This window comes from Ravibacter arvi (assembly GCF_039540405.1).
GTDB classification, from domain to species: Bacteria; Bacteroidota; Bacteroidia; order Cytophagales; family Spirosomataceae; genus Ravibacter; species Ravibacter arvi.
The window spans coordinates 51,426-68,671 of record NZ_BAABEY010000029.1 but is presented as its reverse complement, the minus strand read 5'-3'; the positions used below and the strand labels follow the sequence as shown (position 1 = coordinate 68,671).

The following is a 17,246-nucleotide window of genomic DNA, read 5'->3' as shown; positions in this document are numbered from 1 at the left end:
CAGGTTGCTGGGTTTGGTTATCTGCACAAATCTCCGCCTAACGAGATGACTCCCCCGGCGGAACGATTGAATTTAATACCTTCGGAAAGCTCGAAAAACCGGAGCATCTGGTCGAGTGTTTCGGTCTCTATCGACATGCTGAACCGGCATTTCGCATTTTTAGGAGCTACTTCAAACCTTACACCATACCATTTTTCAAGCACCGGCAGGATATGGGCCAGCGGTTCATCTTCAAAAACCAATTTCCCGCTGCGCCAGTTATTTTGGTAATAGGCGGCCATATCTCCGGGGACAAGTGCCAGGTCCTGCTTCCTGAAATGAACCTGCTGGTTCGGGCTCATCTCCATTCCGTTGCCGGCGTCAGTTTCCAAATGGACTTTCCCTTCCAGCAGTGTGGTGGAAACCGCCTGGTCTTCCTGGTAGGCCTTTACGTTAAAAGAAGTCCCCAAGACCTTGATCTGAATGCCGGTGGCCGCCACTTTGAAAGGTTTTTCAGGGTTGCGTTTCACATCAAAGAAAGCTTCGCCGGACAGGGTTACGTTCCTGGTTCTGTTATTCTGAATGAATGAAATTTTAGAGTTGCTGTTCAACGTTACCAGCGACCCGTCAGGTAAAATGATGCTCCGTTTCTGCCCTTTCCCGGTTGCGTAATAGAGCTTTTCTCCCACCGGTTGGTAGAGCCGGAAAACCAGGCCGGCACCCAGCAGCAGCAGGATCGATGCCGCCCAGCCCCATATACGCCAGTTGATTTTCCGGGCAGTTGTTGTTTCCAGGTTTTCTTCGATGCGGCTCCAGATCCGGTCTGTCGTGGCCGGGGCCAGACAGAGCGCGTTCATCAAAATGATCTGAGCTTCCTGGTCGATCATCTCGCCCAGTACCTGTTTTCCCTGTTCTGTCTGTAAAAGGCGCGAAAGCTCCGCACGTTCGTCGTCGGTCAGCGCCTGTTCCAGGTACCGGGTAATAAGTGATTTAACTCTGTTTTGCATACTGTAGCGGTACTTGCTACCATTCAATACAGGATATAAGGCGGGTAGACATGCCCGGTGCGGAAAAAAATAAATTATTGAAGAGAATACTTTGAAAAAAGCAGACGAGGCGTCAAAGCCATAGGAAAAACAGGAGCAGCATGTCGATCCGGATCCCGGCGAGGTTTTTGACATAAGTCCGCAGATACCGGTGGGCTTTCAGAAGGTGATCCTTGACGGTGCCTTTGCTGGTCCCCAGTTCGGCGGCTATTTCTTCCAGGTTCTTGTTTTCAAGGCGATACATGCGGAATACACGCTGGCGTTGGGCGGGAAGCGAAGCTATGCCTTTGTCAAGCAGCGCCGCGTATTCCGAAAAGACCAGGTCGTCAACCGGGCTGTCCATACCCGCGATTTCGTCGGAATGGGTATGGATGGATTCAAACCTGGCTCCCTTTTTTGCCAGCTCGTTGATCAGGTGGTTTTTGCAGGACCGCAAAAGATATCCTTTGGCTGAACGTCCGGGATCAAGGGCCGCTCTATTTTGCCAGAACTTCAGAAACACGTCCTGAACGGCTTCTTCGGCCGGTTCCGTTTTTTTGAGGAAACGCAGCGACAGGTGGTATACATGGGCATGATACCGCAGATAAAACGCTTCAAATGCGCGCTTTTCGCCCTCCCTGATCCTTACGACCAGTTCGGGATCGCTCAATTTTGCCAATGCGTTATCCATGGCCTGTCGGAAGACTAGCAGATTGAATTGAAAAAAGCCCTCCGGGCTTACCGGAGGGCCCCGTGCCTCTAATATACGGTTTTTCCTGATTTCTACTCGTCCGGCCGGCTGACAGCCTTCATTACGGTGGTTAGGGTTTAGCGTTTTTTTTGATTAACCATACTTCAGCTACCGAACAGCCGCGCCCCGGCCCGTCGCCATTAGGGTCTATTTGCCAGTTAAGCGTCAGTGTGCCGTTTTGCGTGGCCCGGGCCGGTACATCGAACACCAGCGGGCGCGGATCAAATTCCGGCATAACAAAATCATGTACGACAATACCGTTATTGGCAGTCAGTTTCAACGGGATGTCTTCTATGTAAGTCACTTTTACCTGGTACTCGGCTCCGGGGTCAAGATTTTCGTACCGGAGTTGCAGGGGCAGGCCGTAGATGGTCTGCATGTAGGTCTTCCAGGAAACGCGCCATTGCCGAATTCTGTCCATTTCGAGGCTGTATCCTCCGGGCAGGCCCGCAAAAACCGAATGGAAGGAGTTGGGGTCTTTGGCATAGTTGTCATGCAGGACCAGGTGACGCTGGTGGTCGGGGTTGCCGAGGTCGTCATAGAAGCCTCCCGGGCCGGGGTTTTCCCAATCCAGCAGCTGTTGTATTTCCTGTATCCGCTTGGCTTCGTCTTTCATTTCTTTGATCCTGTCGAATTGTTTTTCCAGCCAGAAACGGTTATTGAGCGGCGAATCAACCAGGTCGAGATTAGCCCCCCTGATGGTTGCGATGGCATGGTATTTGGAAACGCTGAGCTGCATCCTGATGCTCTGGAAAAGCGCTTCGGCCAATTCGAACACCCGTTGCCTCCAGTCGGGAGAAACCCTTTCTTCGGTTGCCCTGGCCAGGAGATTCCGAGCTTTTTGCATGGCCTGGAGGCTCCCTGTCTGTGACGCACCGCGCAGCGCGCTCAAGGCTGCATCTTCAAGGTGATTTTCGTACACCAGGCGGCTGCGGGTATAAGCATCATAGTACGAACGGTACAACGCCATCTGGAAGCGCCAGTTGAGCTTGACGGCGGGCGACGCATTCTTTTCCAGCGCCTGGAAAATGGCGTGGTGACTGTAGACGCCCTGGTTGGTCAGGAGCGCCTTTCGCCAGTTCTGTTCCAGGCTGAGCAGGCCCTGGGCAAAATCGTCAGTATATTGGCTGCCAATGAAATACCGGCTATAGTCGCGGAGAATATCAATAACCGGGGTGTCACGGTTCCATCCGAGTCCGCTCCAGATAATTTTGTTGACATCGTCATTTACGCCTTCGGAGTAACTGATAAAGCCTTCGAAGGAGGCCGGGTCTACTGCTTTGTAAATAGTCTGCTGGTCGAGGGGGCGGGGGTTAATGCTTTCCCGGTTTTCGGTGACCGTATAGGCGAAATCCCAATCCGGTACATAGTACTGGGCGTCAATATTGTGCGTGATGTCCGGGTACCGTCTGATGGGGTATTCCGCCGGTATGATTTTGCGGAGCGAATCGGCGTCCATGCGCGTCCAGGGACCATGTACAATGCCGGTAAGGGCCTTGGGTTTCCCCTTCATGATCCTGATAAACTTGTCCATCCACTCTGCATTGTATCCTTGCGGGGACATCCAGATCTGTGCTTTCGGGTGATATTTGTGAAGAAGCTTCAACTGGCGTTCGAGGTGTTTGAACAGCACATCGGGGTCCTGCTTCCCGGGGTCGCCGCCGGGTACAAAAACGGCATCAAGCTTGGGCATGCTGCGGAAAATGGAGTCGTTTTCCTGCAGTGACCGTTCAATTACCTCTTTTTTGCTATAGTCACCGTGCATAAGCGGGTACCAGATCCATGCATCCAGGCCATATTTTTTCAACAAACCGCTCATTTCAACCAGCATTTCTTTCTGCGGAAGCGGGAACATGGGGCTGTCGGAGTCATCGTCCGTAAAAGGGGCCATGAGCTCTATGGCGTTCGTGCCGAATACGGCGAGATCGCGAATGTATTGCTCCCACATCTGCACTGTGAAACCGTCGTACGAATTGACTTTTGGCCGGTAGCCCAACTGATGTCCGCGGATCGGTACTGCGGGTGCCGTCGTGACAGGTATAGAAAGTGGAATCGAGATTTTGCCTTTCGCGAAAGAAGATTTTCTCAGCACATACCCGATTCCGAACAACAAACCCCGGCTGTCGTTGCCCAGTACCAGGAGCTTCGGAGCAGCACTGTTGCCGTCAACCAGGCTGATGGTGAAGCCGTCCGGCCTGGAGTCGGCCTGTGCGGTGATCCATTTGGCGTACGCCTGTTGTTTCATGATGGAAGACCGGGTACCCACTACAATTTGAGGAACATTGGCGGGCGCCTGCTCCCGCAACCGGACGATGCTGCGCGCCATCACTTCTTCGATGAACATTTGGATCGCTGCGGTTTCGGTTTCGGATTTGTCGGAGGCGTTGACAATAATTGCCTTCGAAAAATCGAGTGCCGGGGCAGCGGCGAAAAGGCGTCCCGGCAGAACCATGCATAAGAGCAGGACGGGGCTTATGAATCGGTGATAAGGGAAAGTGGCAAGAGAAATAGCTTTGAGAAAACGGAACTGCATATTGACGACGGGTAAAATAAGCGGGTATTGTTTACCAGATTTTACGCCCTTTCGTTAAAAAGGGGCTATCGGCCGGCTTATGCCGGCTTCTCGAATACAGTTGGCAGGTTTCAAAAAGCCGGTATTGGCGCCGGCCGGCCGGGGAGCTCATCCGCCGGAGGGGGTGTCGCTATCGAGCCGGTAGCGGTAAGTTTTTTGGGAGGGAATCCTGGCCAGCAGGAGCAACCCGATCACGAAGTAAATAAGCAATGCCAACACACTGTTGCGCATGCTGCCGGTGACAGAATCAATAAAGCCGAAGGTGAAAGTACCGAGCACCAGTGAAACTTTTTCTGTTACGTCATAGAAACTGAAATACGAAGCGGTGTCTTTGGTGTCGTCGGGAATGAGCTTGGTATAGGTTGCCCGCGACAATGCCTGTATGCCGCCCATAACCATCCCGACGGTGGCGGCCAGCATGTAGAATTCTTCTTCTTTGGTTACAAAGTATGCGCCGGCGCATATACCGATCCAGGTAGCGACCCCCACCATTAGCGCATAAATATTTCCTATTTTTCCAGACAACCAGGAGAAAAAATAAGAACCGGCGATGCCGATCACCTGGATAAGGAGGATGGTCGTAATCAGGCTCTTGGCTGGTAGTTTTAATTCATTGGCGCCGAAAAGCGTCGCTACGTACATCACGGTCTGTACGCCCATGTTGAAAATAAAGAAGGCGATCAGGTAACGCGGGAGCATCACCTGTTTCTGTAGCTGGCGAAATACGGTTCCCAGTTTCCTGAAGCCGTTAAAAAGCCAGTTGCCCGTGGGTGTGCGCTCATAAATGTTGTTGGGCAGCCTCCTGAAAGGTATCTGTGCAAAAACCACCCACCACACGCCCACCGACAAAAATGACAGCCGGGCCGGCAGCGACTTGTCGGTGATGCCATAGAAAGCGGGGAACATAATCATGGTCAGGTTAAACAGCATCAACAGCACTGCTCCGGCATAGCCCCAGGCAAAGCCCCTGGCGCTGAACCGGTCGTAATTGTCTTCGGTAGCTATTTCGGGGAGAAAAGAATTGTAAAAAACAATGCTGCCGCTCCACCCGATAAGGCTCGACATAAAAGCGAGTACCGAAAACTCCAGGGTGTCACGTTTGAAGAAAAACAGCAGCGCGCAGCTGGTCGCACCCAGGTAGCAGAAAAATTTCATGAAGGTCTTCTTCCGCCCGGTATAGTCCGCTATTGCGGTACAAAACGGGATGAGCAATGCAATGAGGAGGAACGATACCGAAACTGAATAGGAGAAGAGCACCGTATTTTTTACGGGGTGCCCGAAAAAGCTCACCACGTCGCTTCCGTCTTCGGCGAGTGCGGTGGCGCTGAAGTAGACCGGGAAAACGCTGGCCGTGATCACCAGGTTATGAACCGAATTGGCCCAGTCGTACATGCACCAGGCATTGATCAGTTTGGGGTCATTTTTCTTCATGCGGGTACTTGCTTGAAAATAGGGGTGGGGAGAGAAAAATATCAGAACGGGTAACCCACCCCGATATTGAGGTTCAGGAAATTGGTTTGGCGGTTGTTAAACAGCTTGTTAAACTTCAGCTCATCGAGCACAAATCGCTGGAGAAACGGATCGTACACTTTAGCGCCGAAATCGAACCGCAGCACAACAAAGCTGAAATCATAACGCAGGCCGAAGCCGGTTCCCACCGCAATTTCCTTAAAAAAACGGTTCGCCCGCAAGGTGCCTGGCCCCAGCTCCGAGCCGGACATGTTCCAGACGTTCCCGGCATCAAGGAACAGTGCATAATTGATCTTTCCGAAGAAATTGGCGAGATGTCCTCTTAGCTCCAGGTTTCCTTCCAGCAGGAACTCTCCCGGCGACTCAATGGAAAGATTGTTGGAGGTATAGCGGGGCTTGGTAGAACCAGGGCCCAAACGGCGGGGAAGCCAGGCCCGCACACTGTTGGAGCCGCCTGCAAAAAAGTACTTCTCGTAAGGCGGAACGCTGCTGATACCCCTTCTGCCGCCCCCGTAGCTATGCACGCCGCCGGCGTTGATCCGGGCTACAAAGGAGCTGGTGTTGCTGATGCGCCAGTATTTCCGGAAATCAAAATTCCACCGGATATACTTAAAAAATTGCAGCGTATCGCGTCCCGCTCCAGGGTTGACAATCTTATTGATGATATTCATCTGGCCCGGGAGGAAGTTCAGCGTGGTGCCGCCCGATTCAACCGACGCCCGCAGGTACCGTGCATTTTCCGGAGCGCCGAACAAGGGGTTGGTATTGTAGACAAAAGTAAAGTTGATGTCCGACACGAAGGAGCGTAAAAAGCTGTTTCTCAGATTGTTGCCTTGTATGGCCAGTGAGTCGAGTAATTGCTGGAACTCTGAATTGATCCGCTGCGTGTTGAGCACGCTGAGGTCGATTAGCGACAGGTTATAGAATACGTGGTTATTGGGCTGTAGTGAATAGGTAGCGGCAGATTTAATGCTGGTTCTTACGTATTCCGGGCGATCCACGTAGTTGTACCCCAGGTTTACCTGCGTTTTGGGGTTGAGGTGGCCGTATTTGTAACGGATTCCGCCTACGGGCACGAGCAGCTGCGGGAAGGTAAGCGAGCTGTTCAGACCCAGCTCGGTGCTCCGGTACAGCAAGTTGCGGCCGCCATAGCCGGAAACCGCTTCGATACCGCCCCTGAGATTTACCTCGAAGTTCTCGAGGCCGTTGAACACATTCCTGATCTTATAGGAAAACGTTGCAAACGGTCCCGGCGCCTGTGATTGAATTACGTTGAGACCCAAGTCGGTCGACAGCTCATATTTGTTGAGGGGGATCATGTTGATGCGGCCGTTGAGCTTGTTCCCGGTGGAGTCAAACATGACGTTGACAAACTGGAACTGGTCGGTAAGCGACAGCTGTCGTTGGGTGTAGCGCTCGTCCAGCTGGCTGAAAACGCTGTCAGGACGGAGCCGTATCATGGAATTGAGGATGCGCGGAGAATACCTTTTGTCGCGGTGGATATACATTATACCCTGGTATGTGACTGTATCGGCGATATTCAGCGCCGCGGGAAGGCCATTGGAGGGCTGAATGTCCACGACCAGGCTGTCTATCCGGAACCGTTTTTGTCCGCCCGCCGGTGGTGTGTTGGCTACGTAAGTTCTGATGTCAATGGTTTTCCGGAGGCTGTCGGTATCAAGCCTGATGGTATCGTTGATCAGGAAGGAAATGTTCTGGCGCCCAAAAGCAAAAAAACCATTGTTTTTGAGCAGCGATTCAATGCGTATCCTTTCTTCTTCGAACACCGCCTGGTCGTAGCGGTCGCCCTGCCTGAGCTTGCTGTTGGCTCCGCGGCCATGGTGCAGCAAACTGTCGATGTCCTTGTTGCGGCTGCGGACCGTGACGTCACGGATAATGGTGGGGCGGCCCTCCGTGATGTGATAGGTGTTGCGCACCCGCTGGAAAGAGGTATCCGACTTTGCACTGACCGTGGCTTCAAAAAAACCGCGGTTAAAGAGGTACGACCTGATCTTTTCCAGGTTCTTTTCCACATCTGCTTTGGAGTGAAAAACCGGTGGTTCGCCGGGCACGCGCATCCACCAGTTTCCTTCGTCTACGCCGAGACGGGCCTTTTCGATACGGCGCGCGTATTTTTTCCGGAGCTTGTTTTGGGCTTTGGTGGTCAGGCTGGTGTCGGCCGCCTTGATTTGGTATTCAAGTGTAAGGTCTGAAAACCGGCGGCGGTAGTGTTCTTTGTTATAGACACTTTCACCGACGCGGTAAAGCCAGAGGTACGGATATAGGGGCAGAGCCAGGAACCGACGATTGGGTTTGGTCGGAATAAGCGCCTCCATATCTTCATTTTTGATAACTTTATTGCCTTTAAAGACTGTGTTCCCCAGGAGGTATTCTTTCCTGCCATCGGTTTTCGTGGTGGCACACCCTGAGAACCAGACGGAAAAGAGAGTCACAAGAAGAAGACTTACAAGGCGCTGATTTTCAAAATATGCTTTCAAAAAACCAAATCAAATATTATAAATCGCTGCAAATTAAAAAGTTCAGACAGATTCACCAATCTTTCACGGTAGAAGGCGCCAAAAGCGTGGTGGAACTGTTGGAATCGGACTTCGAGGTTGAGCTGGTGGCGGCAACGGAAGATTTCCTGGACAGCCACGCGACGCTGCTCCGGGCAACCGGTGTGGACACTGTTCCGGCGACGGAAGGCGATCTTGCGCAAATAGGTAGTTTTCAGAGCAACAACGCCTGCGTAGCCATTGCTAAAACGAAAGAAAACAGATTTACGGATGTCAGCGGCCAGGAAATTGTGATTGTGCTCGACGATATCCGCGATCCGGGCAACCTGGGCACCATTATCCGCATCGCGGACTGGTACGGTTTTCCTAAAATAGTATGCTCCGTTACCACAACCGATTTTTACAACCCGAAGGTCATTGCGGCGAGTATGGGCTCGTTTACGCGGGTGCAGATGTATTACGCCGAGCTTCCGGCCTACCTGGAAACGGCCGCGCCGGCGCCGGTATTCGGCACTTTTTTGGAGGGGGCTTCGGTCTATGATGCCGTATTTGGTCCGAAAGGAGGCTACCTGGTGCTGGGCAACGAAGCGAACGGCATCAGCGGTGAGGTAGCGGCCTATGTAACCGAAAAGATTTCGATCCCGCGTTTCGGCGGGGCGGAGTCGCTGAATGCGGGCATCGCCACGGCAGTGGTATGTGACAACATACGGCGGCAATGGAAATAAATTTTTCCGAGAATTTGGTGTGAATCAAACAAACCCCTACATTTGCACCCACAAAACGCATAAACGAATGTGTTTTGACTTTTAGAGAGTTGGCGGAGTGGTCGATCGCGGCGGTCTTGAAAACCGTTGTACCGCAAGGTACCGGGGGTTCGAATCCCTCACTCTCTGCTTGGGGGGATTTCTTTACGAAATTCCCCTTTTTTTCGTAAATCAAGTATTCTTTCTTGCTTATTTCCAGATGATTATGGGTGAAGATGCCCATCATAGTGGGTGTTCGATAAATACCGTTTTGGTAGTATAAGTTGTTGTCGAACACCAGGTGTATAAATTCTCTCTTTTGCAGCGTATCGGCCTCCGAGTACACATACCGGATATCGGTCAGATAATCCATGTTCTTTTCTAATATTTTGTAGGCATGGCTATGGTCTGCACTCAAACGCTCGATAGCTCCTTTTAAGGTAGGGATCTGTCATTATAGTTACCATACCAGCGCTCATAAGTACCTTTGATAATTCCATTCCTGATCCACTTTTCTTCTACGGTAAACAGTTTCTCCTCTATGTCTGCCAGTTGCTGCTGTTTCTCAATTACTTTTTTGTGGTTATTCTTTACTTCCCGCTGAACAGAAGTCCTGCATTCGGCCTTTATTTTCCACATGGGACATCGGAAGGTTCATCAGGCTGCACGCTCCCATTAGCTGCTCTTGCGCTTTGGTGGCACTAATGTTATTATGTTTGGCGTGCCTGCATTTATAGAAGTACTTTCCGGCTTTTCCTCTGGATGCTGCACCCGATAAAGGATTGCCACAATGACATTTCAATACACCGCGTAAAGGGATTTCGTGATCAATGACTGCCCTTGTTTTGGCAGGGCGCTTCATTTTCTCCTGTATTAACTTCCAGGTCGTAGATTGCTAACATATTTTTCATTCCGCTATTAAGTGTTCTAAATCCATACTCTTTGTCTGCTTAAAAACCGCAGTTCACTTTGTACACATTTTTATGAGTGACAATTTTGTACTTACTAACGCTATGGAGGCCCAAAGTGGTGAAGATATGGGAGTATCTCACGGATACGTAAGTATGTTGGCGGTGTTACAGATTTCTAAGAGAATGCTATTTGTTTATATTTTAATTTTATTATACTGAAATATAACGCCTTATAAGGGTTTTTGTGGATTTTATGATAGACAAATATTATCTATGTGATAGATTTTGATTAATTTTGTCTTGATGTACTTTTAAAAGTGCAATCATTATTTATATGACACACACAGAACAATTTTTATCATGAATAAAAAAAAGAGAATGGAGGTGGGGAAGAAATCCAACAAGGTTAAAAAAGGTGCCGAATGTACTGATACCGAAAGCTATTCGAGCTTGAGTTTTCCGCAACTCATGCATAGAGAAATTACAAAAGGTACTGGCTCTCTTGAGCGATCGTTAGATACTATATCTAATAATTTACATGCTATAGACCAGGTATGTAATTTCGGTAGAATTTCTGAAAGCGTTATAGATGCCTCCTCACGGTTACCCTGTTCGTTATATCAGGGCAATAGTGGCTATACAGCAGCAGCATTGGTGGGAGGCCGGGTAAAGACGAATCCTTGGGATTACGATATCCTATCGGCAGGCTCCCCATCATTGTATAGCCCATTGCATCAATACGGAAATGGTTACATGGCAGCATCGTTGGTAACAGGCCAGGTGAAGACCAATCCCTGGGTATCCGATATTTCATTGGTCGCTTCTCCATCAGCATACAGCTCATTATACCAGCCAGAACGAGGATATGGTGCAGTATCGTTAGTAGCATGCCAGGTAAATACGAGCCTTTGGGCATCCGATATTTCATCAGCCGCCTCTCCATTAGGATACGGCTCATTGTACCAACCCGATAGCAGATATACCGCAGCATCGTTGATAACAGGTCAGCTAAAGACGAGTCCCTGGGTATCCGATATTCCATCGGTTGTCTCTCCATCGTCGTACAGCTCATTATACCAACCCGACAGCGGATATACCGCAGCATCGTTGGTAACAGGTCGGGTAAAGACGAGCCTTTGGGCATCCGATATTCCATCAGTTGCCTCTCCATTAGCATACAGCTCATTATATCAGCCTGAAGGAGGATATGGTGCAGTATCGTTAGTAGCAGGCCAAGTAAAGGCAAATTCTTGGGATTCCAATATTCTATCGGTTTCATCACTGGTATATAACTCATGTCATCAGGCTGAAAGAGAGTATTGGGCGGAATCGTTGATAGCAGGTCGTGTAGAGACGAATCCTTGGATAACCAGCATTCCTTCGGTAGCCTCCTTTCCCGCAGATAACCCATTGTGTGTAAGCACTAAAAACGGTGTAGCTAAATTTTCAGTACTATCTACAGAACTACGAAACTCTTGTAAGATACAATCCGATCAGAAAGTATGGGTTGACATGCTAGAAAGAATGGGAAACGAAAATTCCATTTCTAAATTGCTTAGTTATGATAATTCAATATCTATGACGGAAACGCGAAATGGAAATAATTATACTCTAGCGCTACATATACACATATATATAAATGGCAGCTACAATATAGTTGGTGACAAAAACACTCAGGTGATTATAGCGATATAAATTATGAAGAATATAAAAATAGTAGGAAACCAGAATATTGTTGGCAGCCACAATAATGTAACTTATACTGCCGATTCTGCTGTATTTGAAGCTATTAAAGTCTTGATTGAGAATGAAAGTAGGAATGAAGATGAAAGGCTCCAATTGTTAGAGGCGATTAAAAACCTGACTGATAATAAAAAGGAATCGTTGGTTAGGAAAGGTGCTGCAACGGTGATATCCGCATTTTTATCCAGTTTGGCTGAAAAAGCATGGGATATTTTCCCACAATTTCTTGCGTATGCCCAGACCATCCCCTTGGGATGAAGATAATACGGCATCTCTGCCCGGTTAACAAGCTAGGAGATATTGTAGGTTTAAGTGACTTCCGGAATATATCGTATGTTAAATATATGCTCCATAAAAAGATAGGTAAAATGTTAAACAAATAGAAGGAGAAGCACGATCCGATTTATTCATTTTACTTTTCCAAAGGAAGCAGCATACTGAATATTAGTCACTTAAATGCATCCAAAAACGGTATCAGGTGTTCGACTGGAACCCCTGTAGCTTGCTGGTTTTTAAAGCGCTGATTTTCAGTGCTTTTTGTTTTATGGTGGAAGGGGGCGAACATCCGATAGATTTTCAATACAAAAATCCAAAAACCCAAAGAGGAAGTTGCGAAATGGGATATTCGGTATCATCGGCCACGATGAAACCATTGGGAATATGCTGCAGTTGTTTATTGCCTTTACTTTTGCCCCCCACCTCAAAAATATAATTTTCGTCAACCAGGAAATCGCCGTGTGACGGATAGGTCAGTTGATGGCTTACCCGAAGTTGAGAGGCGAAGAAAGTTTCGCGTAGGTTGCCTTTGTCCGGCTCGCCGGGGTGTAGTGCATAGGCTAGGTTTGTGTTGTCAACGTAAATTTTCTCAGGCTTTTGCAGAATAGCAACGCTGATTCCGGCCGGGTAAAGCTGACGGATAAGCCTTGCCTGTTCTAGGAAATGCAGGTAAGAGTTCACGGTGTTTCGATGTATACCGCTTTTTTCAGCCAGCATTTTTAAGTTGGGCTTAAAAGGGACATTGGCTGATAGCACATATAGTAACTGAAGCATTTTTTTTGCATTGCGGATATCAAAGTCGTGAAGCTCGGCCATGTCGTATTCCACAATGGTACGGATAAGCTGGTTGAGCCGGGCACCATAGCCTTCTTTACCCTCCAATGAAAACGGATAGTAGCCAAACTGAAGGTAATCACGGAAATGCTGTAATGGCCTGAAGTCAGTGGGAAAGCCACGACGCCATTCCCGGGCGGGAGATATCAGCGTATCCAAAGAAATGGGATGAAAGGCCCCTATCTCTGAAAATTCAAGGAATTCCCGGTAGGAAAGGCCGAACAGTTCGTACATAAGGGCACGACGACTCAGATCAGCTTCCTGCCGAACGATATCGATAATCGAAGAACCGGTGAAGACAATATTCAGATCCGGATAAAAATCATACAGATTTTTGATGTGGGCGCTCCATGCCGGGTACTTGTGCACTTCATCGAGAAACAAATATTTTCCGCCCTGCCGGTAAAATTTCTCCACTACTTGAGAAAGCGGATGAACAGTAAAATAAAGATCGTCCAGGGAGAAATAAGCTGCCACTGTCGGCGGGAGATCAAGGGATTTTAGCCGCTGAAGCAATATAGTGGTCTTTCCGGTGCCGCGGGCTCCTTTAATTCCTATCAAACGGTTTTTCCAGTTTACCTGATCAAAAAGGTATCGACGTTTCGGGGAAAGAGTACGTGTAACCAAACCTTCTGATTGCTGAAGTAGTTTTTCCATCTTGCACTTTTTAATATGCAAATATACTGAGAAAATGCATATCAAAAAGTGCATTTGATTATCATAGGCTTACACGGGATTTTGCCTTGAGACTATATGAATCCAATCCGGCTCCGGTCATGATGCCGCCTCTTCCATCATCCACGCTTTTCTTCCTGCCAGACGGAAAATAGGTTTTTGATGCCTAATGAACTTCACAAATTGTGAAGTTGTTGTATATTTGCAGTAAGATGAGAATACTTAACAAAGAGGTATTAGATGAGCTCATGGGCAAACATGCTGATGCCATAGCTCCTGTGAACAGGTGGATTGAGATTGTTGAAAACAACGATTTTAAGAACCACAATGAGTTGAAAAGCTTGTTTCCCAGTGCGGACTATGTGGGCAACGGCCGTTATGTTTTCAATATAAAGGGGAATCGATATCGGTTCCTTGTGCTGATAGTTTTTATCAATGGGATAATGCAGATCAGGTTTTGCGGAACCCACGCCGAGTACGATAAGATCAAAGACATCGAAAATTTATAATACCATGGAAAAGAAATTTCAGAGTATAGAAAGTATCACAGATCGTCAAACCTATGACGAGGTGATGGGGTATATCAACAAGATGGTGGATTATGCCACCCGGAACGGGTACCTGAAAGACCCTGATGCAGATAATGAATATACGCAGGAATTAGGCCGGGCCATGGCTCTGGCTGCCGATTATGAAAGTATTTATATGGATTTTAAGCATTTGAAGGTAAAAAACCCGCTTATTATATCTATAGAAAATGAGATAAGGAGGAAAGCGCTGAATCAGCGCCAGACAGCGGAATTGCTAGATGTAAAGGAGAACACCCTGAGTCAGATTATGACAGGTAAAAGAAATGTATCCATGAAGTTGGCCAAAAAGCTGTATAAAACCCTGAATATTGATCCCAAACTTATTTTGGAATTTGCATAAGACGGAACAACGGAAGTCATCAATAACATCGATAGAGACAGAAAATACTTCAAGGAAAAGTTTCCGGATCTTTTATTCTGATAGTCAGGGCCGGGAATAGAGTTGAAGGTCATATCGGGTTGTTACGCCCCTCACTCATCCCGAACCTTATACGACGTGACATCCAGAAGGTAAAATTCTACTCCGGCGGGGTATCCAGTTTTCTTGTCCCCTGTATAAGCGTAGAAGTTACCGCTGACATATACCTTAAGTCCGGCTTGTTTGGGGATTGACGAGGCTTCACAGATAAGTCCTACATCAACGGAATCATAAGTGCCGGGTATAGGGATGCTGATTGAATATTGGTCCCCGGAAGCGTTGGACTGTACGATCCCTTTTTGATTTCTGACGCTTTTGACAATCTTGCCGGAGTGGCAATTTTCCGCGCTGGGCTTAAGCGTATCTTTTTCTTGGTTGCATCCGGATACGCCTAACATCAGCGCCGCTAAAAATGGAAATACAAATTTCATGTTCTTTATGATTCTTATATTGACAGCACTATGGATGGGGGAGCACCGACCGGAGGGTCATCCCGACCGCAGTGGAGGGATCTCCCGCTCCCCGTACCCAATCCCTTTCAGAGGACTTTTTTCTTGCAACAGGAGATCCTTCAGTTCCACTGCGTTCCATTCGGGATGACCATCCGGCAGATGCGCTACCATTGACAACATCTATTTGTCATCTCTGCTCCAAGGTGTTTTGGTAAAAAAACTTCTTTCTCATATTGACGTATAGCTTTTACGACCCACGACAGGCGGGAACGGTTGTAAAGGTGCAAAATAAAGCGCATAAAAGCTGGGGACCAACTGAATGAAGTACGAGGCAGACACCGAGTCAGACGATCCTTCGGGTTTGCAGTTTTGGATCTAATTTTTCTAGGAGAGGACAAGCTTTTTTGCTTGTGTGAGCGGCCGGAAAATCGAGAATTCAGAATGGCCGGAAGTTCTGGTGATGCTGAGACAAAATGGTGTAAAAGAAAAAGAGATGATGGTCTGCAGCTGCCGATGTGCAATTGATGGAAGTTTATTTTGCGATTGTCAAAGACCACACAACAGTTTCCAGGCGTTTTTTTATTTCATACAGTGTCTGTTGTATTGCTGCTTCAGTAGGGAGCTCCTGATATACAATGTTTCTAAAATCCCTGTTATAAGCTCCGCGCAACTCTTTCCAGATAACTTCAATATCGCGGAATATCAAAGCATCTTTCGGATGGTTGGCAAGCCATCGGTTATTGTTCTTAAAGCTGACAACATCATCTTGACCAACCCGTAAAAGCATTTGGTCGAATCTGGTGGAATTAAGGAAATTGGAGTACTCTGTCTGCTGTAGTAATTGGTGGAGATCGTAGATATGTCTGATTTTTTTTCTCAAATCTGTAATCGGCTCTTCTCCATAGGAGAACCGTACCAGGCTCATTATTTTCTCACAAATTGTTCTCACCGGTTCTAAAACGAGAACTTCAAAGGGAGTCAATTCAAGATCCGCTGTAATTTTTTCCTGCCCGTTGGCCAGCATCATGGATCCGACAAACGAGTTGATTGGCCGGGTAGTATAGGGTTCAAAATACCCGAGCCAGGTGGCTTCCACAATAATGACATCTCTTATCTCCCCATAGACCCCGGCAAATTCCTTGTGATAAGTATGTGCAGTTTTACGGCTCATGCCCATTTTGTGGGTTAGGCCTTCGATTCGGATTTCCGGCAAAACGGCATTTATTGCTGCGCCTATCGTTTTGATTTTGGTTGCCAGTTTTGTGTTTGAGTCTCCCTCTCTCCGAAAAACCACGAGGTCGATATCTTCGGAGAAACGATTTATCATGGCGTAACATTTTGAGAGCGCGGTCCCTCCCTTAAACACAGTGTCGACGCCGATCTCGCTTTCGAAGATAGTCTTCAGTGCAAACGTAATCCAGTAGTCTTTTTCTACATAGATTGCCGGAATCTGCATTTGATCTGCCGTGAACTGAACTGCTTGCCTGAAAAGACGTGGATCTTCGTGTAATCTCATTTGATGTTCCAGTTTTTTGCCGAGCTAACCACGCTTCCTATCCCGGTAAACGTATAACTGGTAATCGGGTTCAACGTTTTTCGGAGGGGCGTTGTCACACCTTCCTTTCCCAAATCTTCCAGAAGAGCTCCTAGCAGCGCCCTCGTAGCTGGAGGATATTTTGCAGCCAGGCGGATCATTTTTATATGATCAGTTTCCGACAAGTCTCTAAGTATAGCAAGCAGCCTTCGTAAAGATGATTCCAGTGTCGCATCCGGTATTTTTTTGATGTTTTTGACAGCGTCTAGGATTTGCAGGAATGGGATATTTTCTTTTGTGATCGTGTTTTTCTGCCTCACAAATGAGATCGTGTACCGTTCCCGCCTGAAGGCTGGTCGCACTTCATTTTTGCCAATTTCTATCGTGTTACTCACCTGGGTGGATAGCCCGAGACGGTTGTAAATGCTGGCTCCTGTAGGATAGCCGGTAATTTTTCCATTGTCTTCCAGCAGGTCCTTTACAACCTGGGCTTCATCTGGAACCAGGTTTCCAAATAGGGTGCGTTCCGGCTTGTAGTATTTCCCTTTGGCCAACTTGGTGATCTTGCCTGATTGTGCCATGCGATTCAAAGCTTTGATCACGGCCTCTTTCCTTTCAATATCACCAGATATATCGGTATAGGTAAAAACATAGCCGGTGGGAAGCTTATTTATCCGGGATGTTACGATATCAGACGCTTTCATGTGACAATAATAGGGTTTTGTTTTTAATATGTCCAGTTTTTTATATAAAAAAC

General features: G+C 47.9%; 16 protein-coding genes and 1 tRNA gene. 6 read left to right on the top strand and 11 right to left on the bottom strand.

Going from position 1 to position 17,246, the window contains the following annotated elements; genetic code table 11:
- Window positions 1-17: 17 nt before the first annotated feature.
- The 5 genes from ABD852_RS16490 to tamL form a co-directional block, all read right to left on the bottom strand.
- A complete protein-coding gene (locus tag ABD852_RS16490; protein WP_345030896.1) occupies window positions 18-986 on the bottom strand; it encodes a FecR family protein in 969 nt (322 codons plus the stop codon).
- A gap of 112 nt (window positions 987-1,098) precedes the next feature.
- On the bottom strand, window positions 1,099-1,695 hold the full coding sequence (locus tag ABD852_RS16485) for an RNA polymerase sigma factor (protein WP_345030893.1): 597 nt from the start codon (window positions 1,693-1,695) through the stop codon (window positions 1,099-1,101).
- A 130-nt stretch (window positions 1,696-1,825) separates the two neighbouring features.
- A complete protein-coding gene (locus ABD852_RS16480) occupies window positions 1,826-4,288 on the bottom strand; it encodes a glycosyltransferase family protein (RefSeq protein WP_345030891.1) in 2,463 nt (820 codons plus the stop codon).
- 147 nt (window positions 4,289-4,435) lie between these two features.
- Window positions 4,436-5,758, bottom strand: coding sequence for an MFS transporter (locus tag ABD852_RS16475; protein WP_345030889.1), 1,323 nt, complete (start codon window positions 5,756-5,758; stop codon window positions 4,436-4,438).
- A gap of 41 nt (window positions 5,759-5,799) precedes the next feature.
- Window positions 5,800-8,250, bottom strand: a complete 2,451-nt coding sequence (tamL, locus tag ABD852_RS16470; protein WP_345030888.1) for a translocation and assembly module lipoprotein TamL — start codon at window positions 8,248-8,250, stop codon at window positions 5,800-5,802.
- Window positions 8,251-8,285: 35 nt separating this feature from the next.
- Between tamL and ABD852_RS16465 the strand changes: the two genes are divergently transcribed.
- Both ABD852_RS16465 and ABD852_RS16460 read left to right on the top strand, forming a co-directional pair.
- Window positions 8,286-9,038 carry a TrmH family RNA methyltransferase gene (locus ABD852_RS16465; protein WP_345030886.1) on the top strand — a complete coding sequence of 251 codons (753 nt, stop codon included), beginning with the start codon at window positions 8,286-8,288 and terminating at the stop codon, window positions 9,036-9,038.
- Window positions 9,039-9,121: 83 nt separating this feature from the next.
- Window positions 9,122-9,206: transfer RNA gene (locus tag ABD852_RS16460), tRNA-Ser, on the top strand.
- A 285-nt stretch (window positions 9,207-9,491) separates the two neighbouring features.
- On the opposite strand, the gene ABD852_RS16455 is transcribed toward ABD852_RS16460, so the two are convergent.
- Window positions 9,492-9,695 (bottom strand): hypothetical protein, encoded by a 204-nt coding sequence (locus tag ABD852_RS16455; protein WP_345030884.1) that lies wholly within the window; start codon window positions 9,693-9,695, stop codon window positions 9,492-9,494.
- 632 nt (window positions 9,696-10,327) lie between these two features.
- On the opposite strand from ABD852_RS16455, the gene ABD852_RS16450 reads away from it, so the two are divergent.
- A complete protein-coding gene (locus tag ABD852_RS16450) occupies window positions 10,328-11,662 on the top strand; it encodes a hypothetical protein (protein ID WP_345030883.1) in 1,335 nt (444 codons plus the stop codon).
- 3 nt (window positions 11,663-11,665) lie between these two features.
- Entirely contained in the window at window positions 11,666-11,968 is a 303-nt protein-coding gene (locus tag ABD852_RS16445) for a hypothetical protein (protein WP_345030882.1), read from the top strand.
- Between the two features lie 318 nt (window positions 11,969-12,286).
- On the opposite strand, the gene ABD852_RS16440 is transcribed toward ABD852_RS16445, so the two are convergent.
- Window positions 12,287-13,477, bottom strand: coding sequence for an ATP-binding protein (locus ABD852_RS16440; RefSeq protein ID WP_345030880.1), 1,191 nt, complete (start codon window positions 13,475-13,477; stop codon window positions 12,287-12,289).
- Between the two features lie 230 nt (window positions 13,478-13,707).
- Here ABD852_RS16440 and ABD852_RS16435 point away from each other — a divergent pair, with 230 nt between their 5' ends.
- Entirely contained in the window at window positions 13,708-14,004 is a 297-nt protein-coding gene (locus tag ABD852_RS16435) for a type II toxin-antitoxin system HigB family toxin (RefSeq protein ID WP_345030877.1), read from the top strand.
- 4 nt (window positions 14,005-14,008) lie between these two features.
- Window positions 14,009-14,425 carry a helix-turn-helix domain-containing protein gene (locus tag ABD852_RS16430; protein WP_345030875.1) on the top strand — a complete coding sequence of 139 codons (417 nt, stop codon included), beginning with the start codon at window positions 14,009-14,011 and terminating at the stop codon, window positions 14,423-14,425.
- 131 nt (window positions 14,426-14,556) lie between these two features.
- On the opposite strand, the gene ABD852_RS16425 is transcribed toward ABD852_RS16430, so the two are convergent.
- From ABD852_RS16425 to ABD852_RS16410, 4 genes are all read right to left on the bottom strand, one after another.
- Complete coding sequence (locus tag ABD852_RS16425) at window positions 14,557-14,934, bottom strand: hypothetical protein (protein ID WP_345030873.1); 378 nt, start codon at window positions 14,932-14,934, stop codon at window positions 14,557-14,559.
- A 57-nt stretch (window positions 14,935-14,991) separates the two neighbouring features.
- Complete coding sequence (locus ABD852_RS16420; RefSeq protein WP_345030871.1) at window positions 14,992-15,126, bottom strand: hypothetical protein; 135 nt, start codon at window positions 15,124-15,126, stop codon at window positions 14,992-14,994.
- Between the two features lie 361 nt (window positions 15,127-15,487).
- A complete protein-coding gene (locus ABD852_RS16415; RefSeq protein WP_345030869.1) occupies window positions 15,488-16,471 on the bottom strand; it encodes a nucleotidyl transferase AbiEii/AbiGii toxin family protein in 984 nt (327 codons plus the stop codon).
- Window positions 16,468-17,193 carry a DUF6088 family protein gene (locus ABD852_RS16410; RefSeq protein ID WP_345030867.1) on the bottom strand — a complete coding sequence of 242 codons (726 nt, stop codon included), beginning with the start codon at window positions 17,191-17,193 and terminating at the stop codon, window positions 16,468-16,470. The genes ABD852_RS16415 and ABD852_RS16410 overlap by 4 nt, the downstream gene beginning before the upstream one ends.
- Between the last annotated feature and the right edge of the window lie 53 nt (window positions 17,194-17,246).